The organism is Trueperella bernardiae (assembly GCF_001469025.1).
In the GTDB taxonomy this organism is placed as follows: domain Bacteria; phylum Actinomycetota; class Actinomycetes; order Actinomycetales; family Actinomycetaceae; genus Trueperella; species Trueperella bernardiae.
This window is the reverse complement of the sequence record NZ_LNIZ01000006.1, coordinates 40,316-59,043: the sequence shown is the minus strand read 5'-3', so window position 1 is coordinate 59,043 and position 18,728 is coordinate 40,316. Positions and strand designations below refer to the sequence as shown.

General features: G+C 65.2%; 13 protein-coding genes. 2 read left to right on the top strand and 11 right to left on the bottom strand.

All coding sequences use genetic code 11. The annotated features are described in order from the left end of the window. Positions 1 to 9 precede the first annotated feature (9 nt). The 8 genes from AQZ59_RS06685 to AQZ59_RS06650 all read right to left on the bottom strand — a co-directional run bounded on the left by AQZ59_RS06685 (position 10) and on the right by AQZ59_RS06650 (position 11,659). Positions 10 to 1,533: an AMP-binding protein gene (locus AQZ59_RS06685; RefSeq protein WP_236698687.1), complete on the bottom strand. Its 1,524-nt coding sequence runs from the start codon at positions 1,531 to 1,533 to the stop codon at positions 10 to 12. Between the two features lie 36 nt (positions 1,534 to 1,569). Beyond that, positions 1,570 to 2,778: an L-carnitine CoA-transferase gene (gene caiB / locus AQZ59_RS06680; protein ID WP_062613900.1), complete on the bottom strand. Its 1,209-nt coding sequence runs from the start codon at positions 2,776 to 2,778 to the stop codon at positions 1,570 to 1,572. Between the two features lie 22 nt (positions 2,779 to 2,800). After that, positions 2,801 to 3,934 (bottom strand): crotonobetainyl-CoA dehydrogenase, encoded by a 1,134-nt coding sequence (caiA, locus tag AQZ59_RS06675; RefSeq protein ID WP_062613899.1) that lies wholly within the window; start codon positions 3,932 to 3,934, stop codon positions 2,801 to 2,803. Positions 3,935 to 3,939: 5 nt separating this feature from the next. Next, the gene (aes, locus tag AQZ59_RS06670; RefSeq protein ID WP_062613898.1) at positions 3,940 to 4,917 is read right to left on the bottom strand and encodes an acetyl esterase; all 978 of its coding nucleotides are present in this window, start codon (positions 4,915 to 4,917) and stop codon (positions 3,940 to 3,942) included. 6 nt (positions 4,918 to 4,923) lie between these two features. Beyond that, positions 4,924 to 6,303 (bottom strand): MFS transporter, encoded by a 1,380-nt coding sequence (locus AQZ59_RS06665; protein WP_062613897.1) that lies wholly within the window; start codon positions 6,301 to 6,303, stop codon positions 4,924 to 4,926. A 300-nt stretch (positions 6,304 to 6,603) separates the two neighbouring features. Next, positions 6,604 to 7,212, bottom strand: a complete 609-nt coding sequence (locus AQZ59_RS09840; protein WP_280521821.1) for a sugar O-acetyltransferase — start codon at positions 7,210 to 7,212, stop codon at positions 6,604 to 6,606. 128 nt (positions 7,213 to 7,340) lie between these two features. Continuing rightward, positions 7,341 to 8,333 carry a malate dehydrogenase gene (locus AQZ59_RS06655; protein ID WP_062613895.1) on the bottom strand — a complete coding sequence of 331 codons (993 nt, stop codon included), beginning with the start codon at positions 8,331 to 8,333 and terminating at the stop codon, positions 7,341 to 7,343. A 98-nt stretch (positions 8,334 to 8,431) separates the two neighbouring features. Beyond that, positions 8,432 to 11,659 (bottom strand): DUF3427 domain-containing protein, encoded by a 3,228-nt coding sequence (locus tag AQZ59_RS06650; protein ID WP_201783167.1) that lies wholly within the window; start codon positions 11,657 to 11,659, stop codon positions 8,432 to 8,434. Between the two features lie 138 nt (positions 11,660 to 11,797). Here AQZ59_RS06650 and AQZ59_RS06645 point away from each other — a divergent pair, with 138 nt between their 5' ends. Beyond that, entirely contained in the window at positions 11,798 to 12,439 is a 642-nt protein-coding gene (locus AQZ59_RS06645) for a DUF4352 domain-containing protein (protein ID WP_062613894.1), read from the top strand. Positions 12,440 to 12,803: 364 nt separating this feature from the next. Here the strand turns inward: AQZ59_RS06645 and pgi are convergent, their stop codons facing one another. After that, the gene (gene pgi / locus AQZ59_RS06640; RefSeq protein ID WP_062613893.1) at positions 12,804 to 14,456 is read right to left on the bottom strand and encodes a glucose-6-phosphate isomerase; all 1,653 of its coding nucleotides are present in this window, start codon (positions 14,454 to 14,456) and stop codon (positions 12,804 to 12,806) included. Between the two features lie 99 nt (positions 14,457 to 14,555). Here pgi and AQZ59_RS06635 point away from each other — a divergent pair, with 99 nt between their 5' ends. Next, a complete protein-coding gene (locus AQZ59_RS06635; protein WP_062613892.1) occupies positions 14,556 to 16,826 on the top strand; it encodes a 6-phosphofructokinase in 2,271 nt (756 codons plus the stop codon). 28 nt (positions 16,827 to 16,854) lie between these two features. Here the strand turns inward: AQZ59_RS06635 and AQZ59_RS06630 are convergent, their stop codons facing one another. Both AQZ59_RS06630 and purH read right to left on the bottom strand, forming a co-directional pair. Continuing rightward, entirely contained in the window at positions 16,855 to 17,136 is a 282-nt protein-coding gene (locus AQZ59_RS06630; RefSeq protein ID WP_062613891.1) for a hypothetical protein, read from the bottom strand. A 57-nt stretch (positions 17,137 to 17,193) separates the two neighbouring features. Continuing rightward, complete coding sequence (gene purH, locus AQZ59_RS06625; RefSeq protein WP_062613890.1) at positions 17,194 to 18,723, bottom strand: bifunctional phosphoribosylaminoimidazolecarboxamide formyltransferase/IMP cyclohydrolase; 1,530 nt, start codon at positions 18,721 to 18,723, stop codon at positions 17,194 to 17,196. Positions 18,724 to 18,728 lie beyond the last annotated feature (5 nt).

The window sequence follows — 18,728 nt, the reverse complement described above, 5'->3', positions numbered from 1 at the left end:
TCACTGTATCTACTTGAGTTCTGACTTGAGGACTTTTCCGTACGTGCCGCGCGGAAGGGCGTCGAGGAAGGTGATAACGGTGGGGATCTTGAAGTAGGCCAAATAGCTCCGGCAAAACTCGGTGAGGTCATCGACGTCGATCCTGGCCCCGGGCTCGGCGACAATCGCGGCCTTGACGGCCTGATCCCTAATCGAGTCCTCGACGCCGACCACCGCCACCTCAGCGATTCCCGGGTAACGGGCGAGGACCGATTCGACCTCGGCGCACGAGATGTTCTCCCCCGAGCGCTTGATGATGTCGGTGTGACGGTCGGTGAAGTAGATCCACCCCTCCTCATCGACGTAACCGAAATCGCCGGTGGGCAGCCAGCCGTCCACGAGGGTCTGCGCCGTGAGCTCGGGCTTCTTCCAGTAGCCCGCCATGAGCGACACGCCGGGCACCCCCTGGATCTGGATCTCGCCCACCTGGCCGGGCCCGAGCTCGCCGTCGTCACCCATGATCCGCGCGTTGTAGCCGGGGCCGACACGGCCGATCGATGGCCAGTTGCGGGGCCCGGTGGGATAGTCCGTCACCACCCCCACCAGGTCCTCGGTCGAGCCGTAGTTGTTGAGCAGGCGCACGTTGAAGCGAGCTTCGAAACGCTCCTTGTCCGCGGCTGACATGGGCAGGAAGTAGTGGACCTCCCGCACGTCGTGCTCGGTCTCACCCGGGCTCACCGGCTGAGCCATCATGGTCTTCGCCATCATGGCCATGGCCTGCACGAGGGTCCCGCCATGCTTGCGCACCTGCGTCCAGAAGCGCCTGGCCGAGTATCGGCGCAGCAGGACCAGCGTGGCACCCGCCGTCACAACAGGTGCCAGCGCGCTGAGCTGCATGTTGACGTGGCTTGCCGCCATCGTCGTCACGTACCTGTCGGTTTCGCGCATCTGGAGTTGCCAGTTGACGTAGTACCCCGAGAAGACGAAGTTCTGCTCGGTGATCATCACGCCCTTCGGCGCCGACGTCGTCCCTGACGTGTAGAGGATCTCCATGATCGGCATCGGTTCAACGCGCCGAGCGGGAGCGGTGATGGCCTGGGTCTGCTTGAGCTGTGTGAAGCACACATCGACACAGTCTCCCCCAACCACGATCGTGTCGAGCCCCTCGCCGTAAGCCGGGTCGAAATCCAAGAAGCACTGCTCGATCACGAGCGTGTGCGCATCGCAATCGGCCATGATCGTCCTGGCTTCTTCCACGGTGTACTCCGGGTGGATCGGCACGTAGATCGCGCCGATCCGGCACAGTGCGAAGATGCACTCGATGAGCTCGGGGCAGTTGTTGAGCTGGACGGCAACCGCGTCACCGGCCCCGATTCCCCGGGACAAGAACAGATTGGAGGTGCGGTTGATCTCCTCGTCGAACTCCCGGTAGGTCCAGGTCCGCACGGTATCGCACGCGTGGTCTTCGTAGACGAGAAACTCCGCCTGCGGCCGCAACCGCACCTGGCTGTCCCAGATGTCAAACAACGTCAGCCCCTGCGCTTGAGTAATCACCTCACACCTCCAATCTGTTCATCGTGTCCGCGCTCGCTAGTTGGCGAACTTGACCTTGCCCGACTTCGCGAACCGCTCGATGTCCTCCTCGGAGAAGCCGGCCCGCTCGAGGACGTCTCGCGTGTCCCCGCCGAGCGGGGGCATCGGCCGCCAGAATCCGCCAGGATTACGCGCAAACTTCGGCACGGTGTTCAAGCCGCGCACCTTCACGCCATCCGCGTTCTCCCACTCGATGAAGTTCTCACGCTTGGCCACATGGTCTTCCGCGAGGATGTCTTCGAACTCCATCACCACCTGGGCGGCGATGCGGTGGGCGGAAAAGTCGCGCTCGACGTCGTAGCGCTTTTGAGTCTTGAGGTACTCGGTGAGGCGCTCCTGGATGAGATCCGCCTTCGGCCCGTCAAGCCACAGCGCGGAGGTATCCTCCGGGTACTCCTCGGTTCCCCACAGCTCGCCCAGGCCGATGGTCTCGAGCAGGTACTTGTTCTGGTCGACTCCGTAGCAGCACAGTCCGAGGAACCCGTCCTCGCACTCGTAGATGCCAATCGCGCACAGATTCTGATGGCGGCCACCCGGGCGCGGGTACTTCACGCCGTCGTTGAGGTAATCCATCATGTAGTAGGTACCCACGCGCAGCGCCGTCTCATACATGGCAAGATCGATCGATTCGCCCTGGCCCGTGATCTGGGCCTTGTGCAAGGCCGCGAGCGCGGAGGAGACCACCATGAGCGAGTTGACGTAGTCGGCAGTGTACGGGTGGAGGTTGGTGGGCAGCTCGGGAGTGCCGTTTTGGGCGACGAGGCCCGCGTAGGCGGCGACCGTCAGGTCGTAGGCCGCGGCGTTGACCTTCTGCTCATCACCCCAGTGCCCGAAGCCGGACACGTGAACGATGACGAGCTTGGGGTTGATCTCCCACAGCCACTCGTCGGTGATCCCCTTGCGCGCCCACGCGGGGCCCTTGGAGGATTCGATGAAGATGTCGGCGTCCTTGACGAGCCTGGCGATGATCTCCTTGCCTTCATCGGAGAAGGGGTGGAGGGAAATCGAGCGCTGGTTGCGACGTTCCATCTCCTTGACCCACTTCGTGTCGCGCACGGAATCACCGGTCCAGATGTTCTCCATCCAGGTGACGTCTGCTCCCCACTCGGCCATGATCTCGGCGGCGGACGGGGCTGCGATTTCCACGGCGGAGTACAGGACCTTGACGTCGTCAAGTACTCCGAACGAGGGCTTCACGGTTTCCATGATGACTTCCTTCCTCGGTCCTTTAGCGGTATTCCTTGAGAGCGGCGCGGCCGGCGGCGAGGATCATCATCTCGTCCGTGCCACCCGACACGCGGTCCACGCGGATGTCGCGGTAGAAACGCTGGACGCGGTGCTCGCCGGTGATGCCAACTCCGGACAGGATCTGCAGCGCCTGGTCGATGACCATCGAAGAGGCCTGCGAGCAGTAGTACTTGGCCATCGAGCAGTCACCCCGGCCGAGGCGGCCGTTGTCGTGCTTCCACGCGATTTCGTAGAGCATGTTGCGCATGTTGGTGATGGCGATCATCATGTCGGCCATCTTCAGCTGGATGAGCTGGGTGCGCCCGATGGCTTCCTTACCCTGGATGCGCTGGTTGGCGTACTTGGCCGCGTCTTCGAATGCGCAGTAGGCCTGGCCGTAGTTGGTCAGGGCCACGAGGAAACGCTCGAGATCGAAGTCCTGGACGCCGCGCTTAAACGCGCCGCCCTCGATGCCGAAGAAGTCGGACTCGTCGAGCTCGACGTCGTCGAAGTAGACCTCGGCGAGCGAGTCCATGCGCAGGCCGAGCTTCTTGAGCGGCTCGCGCGTAATCCCGGCCTTCGTCATGTCGACGAAGAACTCCGAGTAGACGGACATGTCCTCTGCGTTGCGCGCCATGACCACCAGGTAGGGAACCTTCATGCCGGAGGTCTGGAAGGTCTTGTGACCGTTGAGGTAGATCTTGCCGTCCCGGCGCGTGTAGGTGGTCCGCATGTCGTCCCAGTTCGAACCCGCGCTCGGCTCGGTCATGGCGTAGTTCAGCATCTGCTTGCCAGAGCCGAGGAACTCGAACATGGTGGCCTTCTGTTCCTCACTGCCCTCGCGGATGATCGTGCCCCAGCCCGGCAGCTGGTAGAGCACGTACGTGGGGCCGCCCATGCGCCCGAGCGCCTCGTAGACCGCGGTCAGTTCCTGCCAGCCGAGCCCAAGCCCCTCGTACTCCTCGGGCAGGAGGATGCGATCGAAGCCGAGTTCGCACAGGGCCTCAACCCACTCCTGCGGGTATTCCTTGTTCTCGTCACACTCATTGAAGTACGTCTCCCATGCGCGCGACTCCATGAGCTCGACGAACGTGTCGGCCATCAGTTGCTGTTCTTCTGTCAATGAGAAATCCATTGTTCCTACTTTCCAGTTGGGTGGGTTGGTGAAGGGATCGATGTAAAGAATGTGCCGCCATGCGCCATCACCTGGCGTGCCGCATCTAGCATTCGCCCGTGGTGGAGGAATGCGTGGATCACTCCGGGCACGACCTCGAGTTCGTGGCTCACGCCCTGCGTCTCGTAGATCTTTGCCAGCAACCGCGAGTCGTCGAGGAGCGGATCGAGCTCCGCTGCGCAGATGTAAGCCGGCGGAAGGCCTTCGAGGTCGGCGTTGAAGATGTTGAGGTAGGGCGAATCGAGGTCGGCCTCGCGCGTGATGTACAGCTGCTTGTACATGGAGAAGTCCTCCGGCGTCAGGCCGTCCCACACGCCTCCGTAGAGGCGGATGGACACGCTATCCTTCAGCCCGAACCAGCCGTAGTACAGCAGGAAGCAGCGCACGCCGCCGGCGTCGTTCATCACGTCGCGCAGGTAGAGGTAGGTCGCAATCGACATGTTCGCCCCGCCGGAATCGCCAGCGAAGGAGATGTCTCCGCTATCGAGGTCCCATGTCTTGGCGTGAGAGCGCACGTATTGGACCACCTGCGCGCATTCCTCGATGGCCTGCGGGAACTTGGCTTCCGGGGAGAGCGTGTAGTCGATCGCGACGACGGCCGCGCCCGCTTCGTCGGCGATGTTGCGGCAAATGCGATCGTGGGTGTCGAGGTTGCCGAGGGCGAATCCGCCTCCGTGGATGTAGAAGATGATGGGGAGCGTGCCGTCAGTGGGCCGGTAGATGCGCACCCCAACCTCGCCGTGCGACGTGGGGATGCCAGCATCCTCGGTCGAGGCCATCGCGGGCCCACCCTCGTTCCAGAACCGGCGTTCCGTGAGGTACCCTTCCCGCATCTGCGCGAGGGTTTGGCCGGGTGCGTACAGGCCAGCAGCAATCTGGTCCTGCTTGGCAATCGCCGCGCCCATCGCCTTGCTCCACAGAGCAGGCACATCGAGTCTTTTCATGACAATCTAGCCCTCGAGGTCCTCGCTGGCGTCCGCGACGACGCCCTCATCGACGCCGACCAGGTCAGCGGCTTCCTCCAGCGAAATGCCCTGGGCCTCCGCGGCCGCTGTCAGCTGGGCGGCCTCAAGCTTCTTCTCGTTCTTCTTCACGTAGAAGTGGAGGAGGAAAGAGAACGCGGTGGCGAGAATCGCCGCACCGGCGAGGATCATGAAGATCTCCACGTAGGCATCGTTGCCCTTGTTATCGATGAGGGCTCCGAACCAAATGGAGGAGAACGTATCCGGGGCAAAGCCGATCACCGACAGGACGCCCGTCGCCGTACCGAAGATCGTGAGCGGGACCTTGCCCTCGGTCAGTGCCGAGGAAACGATGCCGAACACGCCGTTGGCAATGAAGCCGAGCAGGATTGCGATGATTGCGGCGACGACAGCCATCGCGGCTCCCGCCGGGAGGAAGGCGATCGTCACGAGGGCGATGACGGCGACCACCGAGCCCCAGCCAATAACGCGGGTCGGGCTACCCGCGCCCTTGGCAAGGAAGCCGAAGGCCGGGCCGGACAGGAGGGTGACGCCGTACTGGCGGACGATTGACACGAGCGAGACGATGCCGATCGAGGCACCCATAACCGAGGAGAGGTAGGGGGTGGTGTAGGTGACGCCCGTGTAGTAGAAGTACACGAAGAACATGATCGCCGCGGCCATCCACACCACGGGGCTCTTCAGCGCCATGCCCACCTCGGAGAGGTTGAATCCCTGAGAGCTGTCGGCAATCTCGCCTTCGAACTTGGGGATGAGGAAAGACAGAAGGCCGAGCACAAAGATGAGCACGCCCAGGAAGATGAGCATCCACCGCATCGAGTCCGTGGCACTGGCGATGTACTTGATAAACAGAAGGCAGATGAGGCCAACCGCTAGGCCAGCAGCGCCGTACAGGCCGTAGGAAATACCGATGTTCTTCGAGTACTCTTCTTCCTCCGAGATGAGGCGAACCAGCTTGAAGCGAATACCCCACCAGATGAGAATCGTCGAGATACCCATTCCCACGAAGACCATCATGAGCGTTCCCACCGACGGCAACGTGGCGTAGACGAAAGTCAGTGCCGCTGTCAGCATGAAGCCGACCCAGGACAGCGTGCGCACGCGCACCTTGTCCGCGATCACGCCCGAGGGGAAGTAGCAGATCAGCGCAGTGATCGCGTAAGCCGAGAGGAACTGGCCGAGCTGGGCATTTGTGACGTCAAGCGCCTCCATCAGCGGATCGTAGAAGACGTTCTTGAGGTAGGCAGGGGTGTAGATGATCGAGCTACCCATGGAGACGAGGGTCAGGAGGAAGAACCGCCGCCCGCGGGACAAGTCCTGTGCTCGTACTTCGTTTTTCTTGTTCATTGTGTCAACTCTCTAGGCGATGGAGCAGGTAATAATTCCGGCCAACTTCACTGTTGGTGGATGACGAATCACCGATTGACCTGTGTACCTACGACCCTACGGGAGCAAAAATGTGATTAACGGCCCAAAGCTCCCAGGATTACGGACGGAACCCGTCCACCCCTAGAAACTCCTGCAATAAAGCCAAATTGGAGGCGTTCAAGACTTGGCGCAAAGCCAGGAGGCAGGATTTGACAAACACGCGTGTGGCCCCGAATCCGTTGCGGACTCGGGGCCACACGCGAGTAAGAAATATTCGCCCTAGAGTAGGTGCTCGGGCACCAGCTCTGCCGAAGCGGCGTCGTCCGGAAGCGGGCGCAACACGCGCGCCGGGGTGCCCACCGCGATGACGTTGGCCGGCAGGTCCTTCGTGACCACCGCACCGGCGCCCACCACCGTGTTGTCCCCGATCGTCACGCCGGGCAGGACGATGACGCCGGCGCCGAGCCACACGTTGTCGCCGATCGTGATCGGCCGGCCCGACTCCCAGCCCTCCCGCCGTGGGGTGGGCTCGAGCGGGTGCTCGGCGGTGATGAACTGGACCCGCGTGGCGATCTGGCAGTTCTTGCCGATCACAATATCGGCCACGTCCAGGAAGACGCAGTCGAAGTTGATGAACGCGCCCTCCCCGATGTGGGTGTGGGCGCCATAGTCGCAGTGGACGGGGGTGCGGATGGCGGCGCCGTCGCCGAACGTGCCGAAGAGCTGGCGGGCCAGGTCCGCGATCGCCTCCATGTCGCCGGTGGGCAGGGCGTTGATTTCGTCTTGAAGGCGCATCGAGCGCTCGAAGGCGACGTCGAAGGCGTGGCCCTCCACGCGGTAGAGCTGGCTGGCGCGCATGCGCTCAAACTGTTCCTCGGACCTGTCCACGTTCCCTCCGCTCTGCTGCGTGGCCCTGCCACGCCGATCGTCCTCACGCCCAGCCTACAGGCCCTCCCCCGGTAGGCAGGCATACGAAAACGGGCGACCCCGCAGGGCCGCCCATCTTCGGGTGTGGCTTACTTGATCAGGCCGAGAGCACGAACCGCGTCGAGCTCCTCCTGAGCAGCCTTGATGTTGCGCTCGATGCCCACGCGCGTGGCGTCGGAGATCTCCAGGCCGTCGACGATCTCCCACTCGCCGCCCTTGGAGATGGCCGGGAAACCGAAGATGAGGCCCTCGGGGACGCCGTAGTGCGAGCCGTCCGAGTAGACGCCCGGGGTGACCCAGTCGCCTTCCGGTGTGCCGTTGACCCAGTCAAAGACGTGGTCAATCGCGGCGGACGCGGCCGAGGCGGCCGAGGACGCGCCGCGGGCCTCGATGATGGCGGCGCCACGCTTGGCGACCGTGGGCACGAAGTACTCGTCCAGCCAGGCCTGGTCAACGAGCTCGAGGGCCGGCTTGCCATCGACCGTGGCCCAGGACACGTCCGGGTGCTGGTCGGCGGAGTGGTTGCCCCACACCGTCATGCGCTTGATGTCGGCCACGCGGGCGCCGGTCTTCTCAGCGAGCTGGGAGATCGCGCGGTTGTGGTCGAGGCGCATCATGGCGGTGAAGCGCTCCTTCGGCACGTCCGGGGCGTGCTGCATGGCGATCACGGCGTTGGTGTTGGCCGGGTTGCCCACCACGAGCACGCGGATGTCGTCAGCCGCGTTGTCGTTGATAGCCTTGCCCTGCGGGCCGAAGATGCCACCGTTCGCCTCGAGCAAATCCGCGCGTTCCATACCCTTGGTGCGCGGGCGGGCGCCGACCAGAAGGCCCACGGAGGCGCCGTCGAAAGCCTTGTTCGCGTCGTCGAAAATGTTGACGGACTCAAGCAGCGGGAACGCCGAATCGTTAAGCTCCATCGCGGTACCCTCAGCGGCCTTCAGGCCCTGCGGGATCTCGAGGAGGTTGAGGCGAACCGGCACGTCATTGCCGAGCAGCGCGCCCGACGCGATGCGGAAGAGCAGCGCGTAGCCGATGTTGCCAGCTGCGCCGGTGACGGTAACGGTAACTGGAGACTTTGCCATGTAGATAACTCCTTCATTGGATTCACGCGCCCGTGCGCGCACAGTCCCAATTCTACCCGCTGGCTTTCCCAAAATGCCGTCTTATGTCCCAAGCGAATCTAGGAGACAAGCTTGGATGCCGCGAGCAACATTGCCGGCATTGCCCGGTCCAGCTCCCACTCAATCGCCATCGGCTTCGAGCCGCTGTGGCGCACGTAGCGCGCCCTCCCGAGGCACGTGTAGGGCTCGGTCCCGATCTCGCCCACCTTCGTCTCGCGCACGAACAGCACGACGTCGGTCCCCCGGCTTTCGTGGGTGATGTAGCGCTGGCCGGTGGGAGAGTTTTCGCCCGTGGTGGACTGCGACTCCCAGTGGAAGAGGTTGGGGGTGAGGGCGTAGTCGCGGTAGAGGGTGGTAGGCGAGTAGTCGGCCTCGGACTTGCGCAGCGTGACGAGCAAGATGTCCACCCCGAGGTGGCGCACGTACTTCACACCCTCGCGCACGTTGCCCGGCTTTTCTTCGTCCTGAGTCCCGACGCCGAAGCCCGCCAGTAGCTCCTCGCGCGTGTAGCGCCCGTGGCTGAGCACCGGCACGCCGGCGAGCCTGCCCGGAAGCGGGCGCGCCACGGTCCGCAGCGCGTCCTCGCGCACCTCAAGCACCTGCTCGAGCTCAGCGCGGAAGACGCCCGAGCGGACCGCCTCCCACAACTTGACGGCCATCTCGCCGGGGTCGCCCGTCGGCCACAGGGAGAAGTACAACATCGGCGCGTAGGCCGCCTTCTCCCCCAGGCCTGCCAGGACCTCCTCCGCCTCCGCCGGCGTCTCCGCAAGCGCAAGCGCCGCGAGGATGCGCCGGTAGGCGGCGATGCGCGGGCGGTCGTTGACGTGGGTGAAGGCACGGATGCGGCGCAGCAAGTCGAGCTCGACCACGCTCGCCTCCCCGATCTCCTTTCCCTCGCCGAGCGCCAGGCCGGCCAGGGCTTGCCACGTGCGGGGAATCTTGCGCCCCCGCACAGTTGCCGTGGGGTTGCCCGCGTAGATGTCGGCAAGCGAGCGGTCGGCGTCGTGAAGGTAGGAACGCAAGGTGTAGGGGCGGACATCGCCGGCGTGAACGCGAATGTCAGCAACGAGCTGGGCAGCTCTGAGCTTGACCGTCTGCGTCAAGTTCTTCAGCACCTCGTCTTGCGTGACGCGGTCAAGCTCAATGTGGCAGCCGGCTGGGAGGAAGGGGAAGCCGGCCTCGACAGCGGTGCGCAGCTTGCGGCGGCCGAGGCCGGTGAGCGCGCGGAACTTGACGTCGAAGCGGAAGTCGGCGTGCTGGTGGCCCACGAAGTCAAGCACAGTGAGGACGGCTTTGGTGGGCGTGCGGCGCAGGCCGCGCCCGAGTTGCTGGAGGAAGATCGTGGCCGACTGGGTGGGGCGGGCCATGATGACCGTGTCGATGTCGGGGATGTCGAGGCCCTCGTTGAAGAGGTCGACCGTGAAAAGGGCCTTCACCTCCCCGGAGCGTAGCGCCGCGAGCCCCGCCTCGCGCTCTGCCCGGCTCGAGCCGCCATCAAGTGCCAGGGCCGGGATACCGGAAGCGGTGAAGTAATCCGCCATGAAGTGGGCGTGCTCCACGGTGACGCAGAATCCGAGCGCCTTCATCCGCCCCACGTCCGCCACGTACTGTCGCGTGTTTTCCACGATCTTGGCGGCGCGGGCGCGGTCGGCCAGGTAGAGCCGGGAGAGTTCCCCCTGATCGTACTGGCCACGCCTGAAGCTCAACCGGCGAAGGTCCGTGCCATCCGCAATCCCGAAGTAATGGAAGGGAACCAGCAGGTCGGCCTCGAGGGCATCCCACAGCCGCAGTTCGGAGGCGATGCGCCCGCCGAAAAACACGTCCGCCACGCTCACCCCATCCCCACGCTCCGGGGTGGCCGTCAGACCAAGCAACTCCTTGGGGCGGAAATGGGACAGGACCTTGCGGTAGGAGGCGGCGTGCGCGTGGTGGAACTCGTCAATGACGACGACGTCGAAGCGCTCCGGCTCGAAAACACACAGATCCTGCAGAGACTGCACCGAGGCGAAGACGTGATCGCCGCGGGCGGGGCGCTGCCCGTCCACGAACATCTCGCCGAACGAGCCGTCTTTAAGCACGTCGCGATAGGTGCGCAGCGCCTGCTGGAGGATCTCCTTGCGGTGGGCGACGAAAAGCAGGCGGGGCAGGACGCGCCGGCCGTCGCCGTTCAGGCGCTCAATGAGCCGTGCGTAATCGAGCGCCGCCACCACGGTCTTACCCGTGCCCGTCGCGGCCACCAGCAGATTCGCGTGGCGCCCGCCCTCGCGCTCAGCCTCCAAGTCCTCGAGCATGAGCTGCTGGTGCGGGTAGGGGCGCACGGTCAAAGCCGTGACGGTCGACGTCGTGCCCGGGCCGGGCAGCCCGCGCGCGTCACGCAGGGCCTCGTCGAGGCGCGCGGAGTCGGTGGCCGGGTCGTAGGGCTGGTAGTCGGGCGAGGACCAGTACGTCTCAAATGTCGCCGCGAACTTGGCGAGCACGTGCGGGGTGGCCACCTGCGAGACGCGGACGTTCCACTCCACGCCGTCCGTCATCGCGCTACGCGAGAGGTTGGACGAGCCGATGTAAGCCGTGGAATAGCCGGAGTTGCGGTGGAAGATCCAGGCCTTGGCGTGCAGCTTCGTGGAGGCAGAGAAGTAGTTAACCCGCACCTGGGCGCCAAGCCCGGCGAGCGCGTCGAGGGCCTTGCGGTCGGTGGCGCCGATGTAGGTGGTAGTGAGCACCCGGATGGGGACGCCGCGGCGGGCGAGGGGCTCCAGACCGGGAAGGAGCGTGCGCACGCCCGTCCACTTGATGAACGAACCAAGGAGGTCGATGCGGTCGGCCGAGCCCATCTCCTTGACGAGCTCCGCAGCCAGGCCCGGGTCCTGCGGGCCGTTCGTCAACAGGGCGACGTCGGCCAGTGGGATCTCCGGGCGCCCGGGTGCCTGATCGAAGCCGGCCGGCCACAGGGATAGGAGCTGGTCTGGTGAGGGCTCCTTTTTCGGGTCCACCTCGGGTCTTTCCTGCAGTGCGCTGCCGTCCGGGAGGAGCGCGAGGAGACGATTGGCAAGCTCGAGGCGCTCGCGCCCCTTCGCTGCTTGGAGGGCTCTCTCGATCCGGGCCGCCAGGTGGGTGGCGAGGACGTGAGGGGCATCGGCGCTATCGACCTTGCCGCTGCCCGCGCGCAAGTCCGAAGCCGCGAGCGCTTCGGCCAGTTCGGCGTCGATGAGCCGCTCGTAGAGCCCCGGCGTCAGGTGCGCGCCGACGCCGCCCGGCCCCGGCCAGTGATATCCAGCGGTGTTCGTCACTGGACCAGGTTAGCAGCCGGGCCCGCAATCGCGGGCCCGCGGGCGCAAGTCCCTGTTGAGTTCCGTTTTCGGCTTGCGGGGGGGGGAGACCTGCTTAGCTTATTCTGACGTTATTTCGCACTAATAGATCGGACAACCATGACTAGCACAATCGCCAACACGCAGCGCTCATGGATCGGTCAGTACAAGATTCTGACCGCTATCATCGCCTTTTTTGTTCTCGGCTTCACCGCGATCCTCACGGGGTGCTCGAGTGACTCTCCGGAGACCGCCCCCGCCACCACCGCGTCCGAAAAAACGGACAATCCTGCTAAGGACACCGCCGAGGCCGAAGAAGAGGAAACGAAGTCCGCCGAACCGGAGGAGACGACCACCCCCGAGGAGCCCGCTGCGACCATTGGCACGCCGGTCGAGGTCGGCGATTTTACCGTAACAATTGAAGGCATTGAGCCTGGCATTGCCGAAGTCGGTAACGAGTACTTTGGCGCCCAGGCCCAGGGGCAGTTCGTCATCGTGAGCGCGTCCATCCTCAACAACGGCAACAAAGCCGAGAGGTTCTTTACCGACTCTATGAAGCTCATCGACGAGCAGGGCCGCGAGCACTCCTACTCGAGCGAAGCTGCACTTCACATCGAAGGCTCGTGGGGTTTGGACGAGATCAATCCGGGCAACACGCTGTCCGGCAAGTTCGTCTTTGACATTCCGGCAGACAGCACCCCGACGAAGGTTCTCCTCGAAGCAGGCTTCCTTGGCAAGGACGTCGAGGTCGCACTCAGCTAAACGACGACGCGGCGACCAGCGCCTTCACCGCTGCGAAAGGGGCACGATCCCGCGGGTCCGAGCAAACGCTCAGCCGGGGACCGTGCCCTTTGGGTACATCACCCTCACCGGCTTAGGCAGATTAAAATATTTTGGACGATTCCGGGCCGATCTCCTCATATATGAAGATCGGCCCGGAATCGTCCAGTAAATTCAAATCCGCGGAACGCTCCGGTCCCGCGGCACGGCCCGAGCCGTGACAGACGCGACGGGTGGGCCGATTGTGGCTGGTGTGAAACAGTGACTGGTAGCCTGGCGCCTGCGCTTGCGACCTGAAGCGAAAGTGCCCGCCGGCGAGCCGGCGGGCACCCCGATCGGTGACGTTCTACTTTCGGTGCGCCCGGTAGTACTCGATGAGGCCGCGGGTCGAGGAATCCTCGGTAGCGATCGCCGCCTCGTCGCCCTCAACGGCGCTGGTCAGCTCCTTGGCCATCGCCTTGCCGAGCTCCACGCCCCACTGGTCGAAGGAGTCGATACCCCACACGATGCCCTGGACGAACGTGATGTGCTCGTACAGCGCGATGAGCTGGCCAAGCACTGACGGGGTCAGGGTCGGGGCCATAATCGACGCGGTGGGCTTGTTGCCCGGGAAGACCTTCGCGGTCACCAACTCCTCGGCTACGCCCTCCGCGCGGACCTCGTCGGCCGTCTTGCCGAAGGCGAGCGCCTTGGTCTGGCCAAAGAAGTTACCGAGGAAGAGCTCGTGCTGGTCGGCATCCCCGTCCTTGAAGTCGAAGGTGGGGTTGGCAAACGCAATGAAGTCCGCCGGGATGAGCTGCGTACCCTGGTGGATGAGCTGGTAGAAGGCGTGCTGGCCGTTCGTGCCCGGCTCACCCCAGAAGACCTCGCCCGTGGCCGACGTGACCGGCGTGCCGTCCCAGCGCACGCGCTTGCCGTTCGACTCCATCGTCAGCTGCTGGAGGTAGGCCGGGAAGCGGTGCAGGTACTGAGAGTAGGGCAGTACGGCGTGCGTGGGGGCGCCCACGAAGTTGACGTAGAAGACGTTGAGCAGGCCCATGAGCAACGGCACGTTCTGCTCGGCCGGGGCATCCGCAAAGTGGCGGTCCATCGCACGGAAGCCGGCCAGGAAGTCCTCGAAGTACTCCCGGCCCAGCGCGATCGCTAGCGACAGGCCCACGGCCGAGTCGACCGAGTAGCGCCCGCCCACCCAGTCCCAGAAGCCGAAGGCGTTGACCGGGTCAATCCCGAAGGCCTCCACCTTGTCCAGCGCCGTGGACACGGCCACGAAGTGCTTGGCCACGGCGCCGTCCGTCGGCGCCCCCTGCTCCTCGAGCGTGCCGAGCAGCCAGGAACGCACCTGGCGGGCGTTGGTGAGCGTTTCGAGCGTCGTGAACGTCTTGGACGCGACGATCACCAGGGTCGTCTCCGGGTCGAGCCCCTTGAGGGTCTCCCCCACGTCCGTGGGGTCAATGTTCGAAATGAAGCGGCACTCCAGCCCGTCCTTCACGTACGGCTTGAGCGCCTCGTACGCCATGACCGGGCCCAGGTCCGAGCCGCCGATGCCGACGTTGACCACGGTCTCGATCCTCTTACCCGTGACGCCCGTCCACTCACCGCTACGCACCTTGTCCGCGAAGTCGAACACGCGCTCGAGGACCTCGTGGACGTCGTCGACGACGTTGCGCCCGTCCACATCTACCTCCTCACCCTTCTCGCGGCGCAGGGCGGTGTGCAGGACTGCGCGGTTCTCGGTGACGTTGATTCGCTCGCCACTGAGCATCGCGTCACGACGCTCGGCCAGGTTCACTTGGTCAGCCAGCTCCAGGAGCGCGGCCTTGACCTCATCGGTAAGGAAGGTCTTCGACAGGTCCACGTACAGATCCGCGGCCTGGAAAGTGAAATTCTTCGCACGGGTTTCATCCTTAAACCACGCGCGGAAATCGACGTTGAGGCCCGCCTCAAGGTCGGTCAGGCGAGCCCACGCGGGCGTCGCAGTTGCATCAATCGGCGCTGTCATAACTCTCCTCCTGAAAGCTAACAAGTGCCCCCATTCTACCCAATCGCGCCGGGGCAAATATGACAGAATTGGGCGTGACGCAAATGTGAAGGAGATGTCGTGGATAGCAACACAAGCGCCCCGGAAGTGAAGATAGGAATCCTGACTTCGGGTGGTGATGCACAGGGCATGAACGCGACGGTTCGCGCCGTTGTTCGCACCGCGCTCCAGCTCGGCGCCACGCCCTACGCATTCCTCGAAGGCTGGCGCGGCCCCGTCGAGGGCGGGCATCTGATCAAGAAGATGGGGTGGTCGGACGTCTCCTCCACCATCAACAGGGGCGGCACCGCCATCGGCACCGCGCGCTGCGACGAGTTCCGCGAGCGCTCGGGCATGAAGAAGGCCGTGTACAACTTCGTGAAGAACGGTATCGACCGCCTGGTCATCATGGGCGGGGACGGCACGCTGACGGGCGCGGACGAGCTGCGCGAGCTCTGGCCCGAGCTGCTGGCTGAGCTCGTGGCCGAAGGGGCGGTGTCGGAAGAGGAGGGCCAGCGCCACGCGAAGCTGCTCATTTCCGGCGTCGTCGGCTCGATCGACAACGACCTGGTGGGGACCGACATGACCGTGGGCACCGACTCGGCCCTCACCCGCATCATCGAAGCGATCGACGCGATTGCGGCGACGGCGGCCTCCCACCAGCGCACGTTCATCATCGAGGTCATGGGCCGACGCTGCGGCTACCTCGCCCTCATGTCCGCCATCGCCGGCGGCTGCGACTACGTCTTCATCCCCGAGCTTCCCCCGGCCGACGGCTGGGAGGATGAGCTGGCGGAGAAGTTGCGCCTGGGCCGCGAGAACGGCCGGCGCGACTCGCTGATCGTCGTCGCCGAAGGAGCCTCCGACCGCGCCGGCAACAAGATCACAGCGGAGGACGTTCGCACCGCGATCAAGGATCGCATGGGCGAAGACCCACGCATCACTTCGCTCGGCCACGTCCAGCGCGGCGGCACTCCCTCGGCCTACGACCGCTGGATGCCCACCCTGCTCGGCTACACCGCAGCCTGGGACCTGGTCCACGCCACCCAGGAGACCGAACCCGTCATCATCGGCACCCGGCGCAACAAGATCGTCCGTCTGCCCATGATGCAGGCGATCCAGAACACGCGCGCCGTCAAGGAACATCTCTCATCTGGCGACTGGGACGCCGCCGTGACCTCGCGCGGCAACCACTACCAGGAGATGATCGACCTCTTTGCCACACTCTCCTCTCCCGTGGCCCCCGAGCGCCCGGAGGGTTCCAAGCGCATCGGCATCCTCCACGCCGGCGGCCTCGCGCCCGGCATGAACCCGGCGGCGCGCGCCGCCGTGAAGTTCGGCATCGACCGCGGCTACACCATGCTCGGCATCGAGGGCGGCTTCCCGGGCCTCGTGGACGGAAGGATTCGTGAGCTCAAGTGGCACGACGTCGAAGGGTGGGCCGAGGACGGCGGCGCCGAGCTTGGCACCCGGCGCACGATCCCCGACGTCGACCAGTACTACGCCCTCGGCCGCGCGATCGAGAACGCGCAGCTGGACGGCCTGATCGTCATCGGCGGTTTCAAGGGCTACAAGATGGTCTACGAGATGCACAAGGAATCCTCACGATACCCGGCGTTCAAGATCCCGATTGTGCTGGTGCCCGCATCGATCGACAATAATTTGCCCGGCTCTGAATTCTCGATCGGCACCGACACGGCGCTGAACTGGAACACGGAGACGATCGACCGCATCCGCCAGTCCGCCTCCGCCTCCCGGCGCTGCTTCGTGGTGGAGACAATGGGCCGCAAGTGCGGCTACCTCGCCCTCATGTCCGCGCTCACGACGGGCGCCGAGCAGGTCTACCTCTACGAGGACGGGATCACGCTCAGCCAACTCGCCGCCGACACGCAGAAGATGATCCGCTCCTTCGAGGCCGGCCGCCAGCTCTACTTGGTGGTGCGCAACGAGGACGCTTCGGAGTACTACAACGCCGACGTCCTGGCCAACATCTTCGAAGAAGAGGGCGGGGACCTGTTCGACGTGCGCTCGCTCCTCATTGGCCACGCCCAGCAGGGCGGCAACCCCTCACCGTTCGACCGCACGCTCGCAGTTCGTCTGGTCAACACTGCGATGACCGTGCTAGATCGGGAGCTTGCCGGCAAGGGCGGCTCCTACCATGTAGGCATGGTGGACGGGCACATCGAAGCCCAGCCGGTGGCACACATGGACGAGCTCATCGACATGGAAGACCGCCTCCCCTTCGAGCCCTGGTGGCACCCGCTGAAGGAAGTCCTCTACGTCGTGTCCGACCCCACGGCCGATCTGGAGCTGGCCCAGTTGCCGATCGTCATCGACGGGGCGGAGTCCTAACGAGCGCGCCGCTGGTCCGGGCTTCGGCCTACAGGACCGGCGGCGTGTTTCCCCACGCGGCCAGCATGAACAGGGCCGCGGCGCACAGGCACAAGATGGTGGCGTCGTGTGCCTTGGATCGCACGCGCGGCACCGCTCCGTCCGGGAGCGTTACGCGGGCCACGGCGATCGCCACGCACGAGGCGCTGAGCGCATAAACCGCCCGCTGCACGTCGAGCAGGAAGCCAGTGGCGATGATCGCGCCCACCCATGCCACAAGGAGCACGTAGACGATGGCGGGCGGGAACTTACCGCCGGCGTACTTGTCCATGTCTCTCCCTTCGGCTCGCGTGACGATCATACTCTAGCCGCCGGGCGAGACGCGGACTCAGTGCGCGAAGTGACGCGTGCCCGTGAGGTACATCGTCACCCCGGCAGCCTTCGCCGCCGCGATGACCTCCTCGTCACGGATCGAGCCGCCGGGCTGGACCACGGCACGGACGCCGGCCTTGGCCAGCACCTCGAAGCCGTCGGCGAAGGGGAAGAACGCGTCCGACGCCGCCACCGCGCCACGCGCCCGCTCCCCGTCCCCGAGGGTGTTGGCGCGCTCGACGGCCAGCTTGCACGAGTCGACCCGGTTGACCTGGCCCATGCCCACGCCCACCGTCGCACCCTCGCGCGCCAGCAGGATCGCATTGGACTTCACGCAGCGCACTGAGCGCCAGGCGAACTCGAGGTCGGCCGCGGTTTCGGCGTCGGCGGGCTCTCCCGCCACAAGCTCCCAGCTGACGATCTGGTCGCGTTCACCTAGCGTGTCGCGCTCCTGGACCACCGCGCCGCCGCTGATCGGGCGGATATCCAGCCCGCCCTCGGTCGGCGCCACGCGCAGGATGCGCAGGTTCTTCTTGGTCTGGAGCAGGGCGAGGGCGTCGGGATCAAAGTCGGGCGCCGCCACCACCTCGGTGAAGATCGGCCCCAGCTGTTCCGCCATCGCGGCCGTCACCGGTCGATTCGCGGCCACCACGCCGCCGTAGGCCGAGAGCGGGTCGCAGGCGTGAGCGCGGGCGTGAGCGGCGGCGACGTCGTCGGCAATCGCCACACCGCACGGGTTAGCGTGCTTGACGATCGCCACAGCCGGCTCGGGGTGGTCGTAGGCGGCGCGCAGGGCGGCCTCGGTGTCCTGGTAGTTGTTGAAGCTCATCGGCTTGCCGCCCAGCTGGGTGGCGTGGGCGAGCCCGGCGCCGCTTGCGTCCTCGTAGAGCGCGGCGGCCTGGTGCGGGTTCTCGCCGTAGCGGAGGCCGGCGGCCTTGGTCCAGCGCGGGGCGAGCTCGGCGGGAAGGGCATTCGCCCCGGCCTGGCCGGCGAACCACGCCGCGATCGCCGAATCGTAGGCGGCGGTGTGGGCGAAGGCGACGGCCGCGAGCTCGCGCTTGAACTCGACCGTCAGCCCGCCGGCGGCAAGCTCCTCGGCTACGCGCGCGTACTGGGCCGGGTCGGTCACCACGGCCACGTCTCGATGATTCTTCGCGGCCGCGCGGATGAGAGCCGGCCCGCCGATGTCGATCTGCTCTACGCACTCCTCAGGCGCGGCGCCCGAGGCCACGGTCTGCACGAACGGGTACAGGTTCACGACCACGACGTCGATCGCCTCGATCCCCAGCTCCGCCATCACCTCGTCATCGGTGCCCCGGCGTGCGAGGATACCGCCGTGGATGAAGGGGTTGAGGGTCTTGACCCGGCCGTCGAAAATCTCGGGGAAGCCGGTCACCTTCTCCACGGGCGTGACGGGCAGCCCGAGCTCCGCGATCACCTTCGCGGTTGAACCAGTGGAAATCAGGTCATATCCTGCCTGCTGCAATACCTGGGCGAACTGCGCAATGCCGCTCTTGTCCGAGACTGAAATCAGGGCGCGGGCCATGAAAC

Excerpts from the sequence above, each read along its gene's own strand:
- AQZ59_RS06645 (WP_062613894.1), top strand. The coding sequence starts at position 11,798 with ATGACTAGCACAATCGCCAACACGCAGCGCTCATGGATCGGTCAGTAC.
- AQZ59_RS06655 (WP_062613895.1), bottom strand. The coding sequence starts at position 8,333 with ATGGCAAAGTCTCCAGTTACCGTTACCGTCACCGGCGCAGCTGGCAAC.
- aes (WP_062613898.1), bottom strand. The coding sequence starts at position 4,917 with ATGAAAAGACTCGATGTGCCTGCTCTGTGGAGCAAGGCGATGGGCGCG.
- caiA (WP_062613899.1), bottom strand. The coding sequence starts at position 3,934 with ATGGATTTCTCATTGACAGAAGAACAGCAACTGATGGCCGACACGTTC.
- purH (WP_062613890.1), bottom strand. The coding sequence starts at position 18,723 with ATGGCCCGCGCCCTGATTTCAGTCTCGGACAAGAGCGGCATTGCGCAG.
- caiB (WP_062613900.1), bottom strand. The coding sequence starts at position 2,778 with ATGGAAACCGTGAAGCCCTCGTTCGGAGTACTTGACGACGTCAAGGTC.
- AQZ59_RS06630 (WP_062613891.1), bottom strand. The coding sequence starts at position 17,136 with ATGGACAAGTACGCCGGCGGTAAGTTCCCGCCCGCCATCGTCTACGTG.
- pgi (WP_062613893.1), bottom strand. The coding sequence starts at position 14,456 with ATGACAGCGCCGATTGATGCAACTGCGACGCCCGCGTGGGCTCGCCTG.
- AQZ59_RS06665 (WP_062613897.1), bottom strand. The coding sequence starts at position 6,303 with ATGAACAAGAAAAACGAAGTACGAGCACAGGACTTGTCCCGCGGGCGG.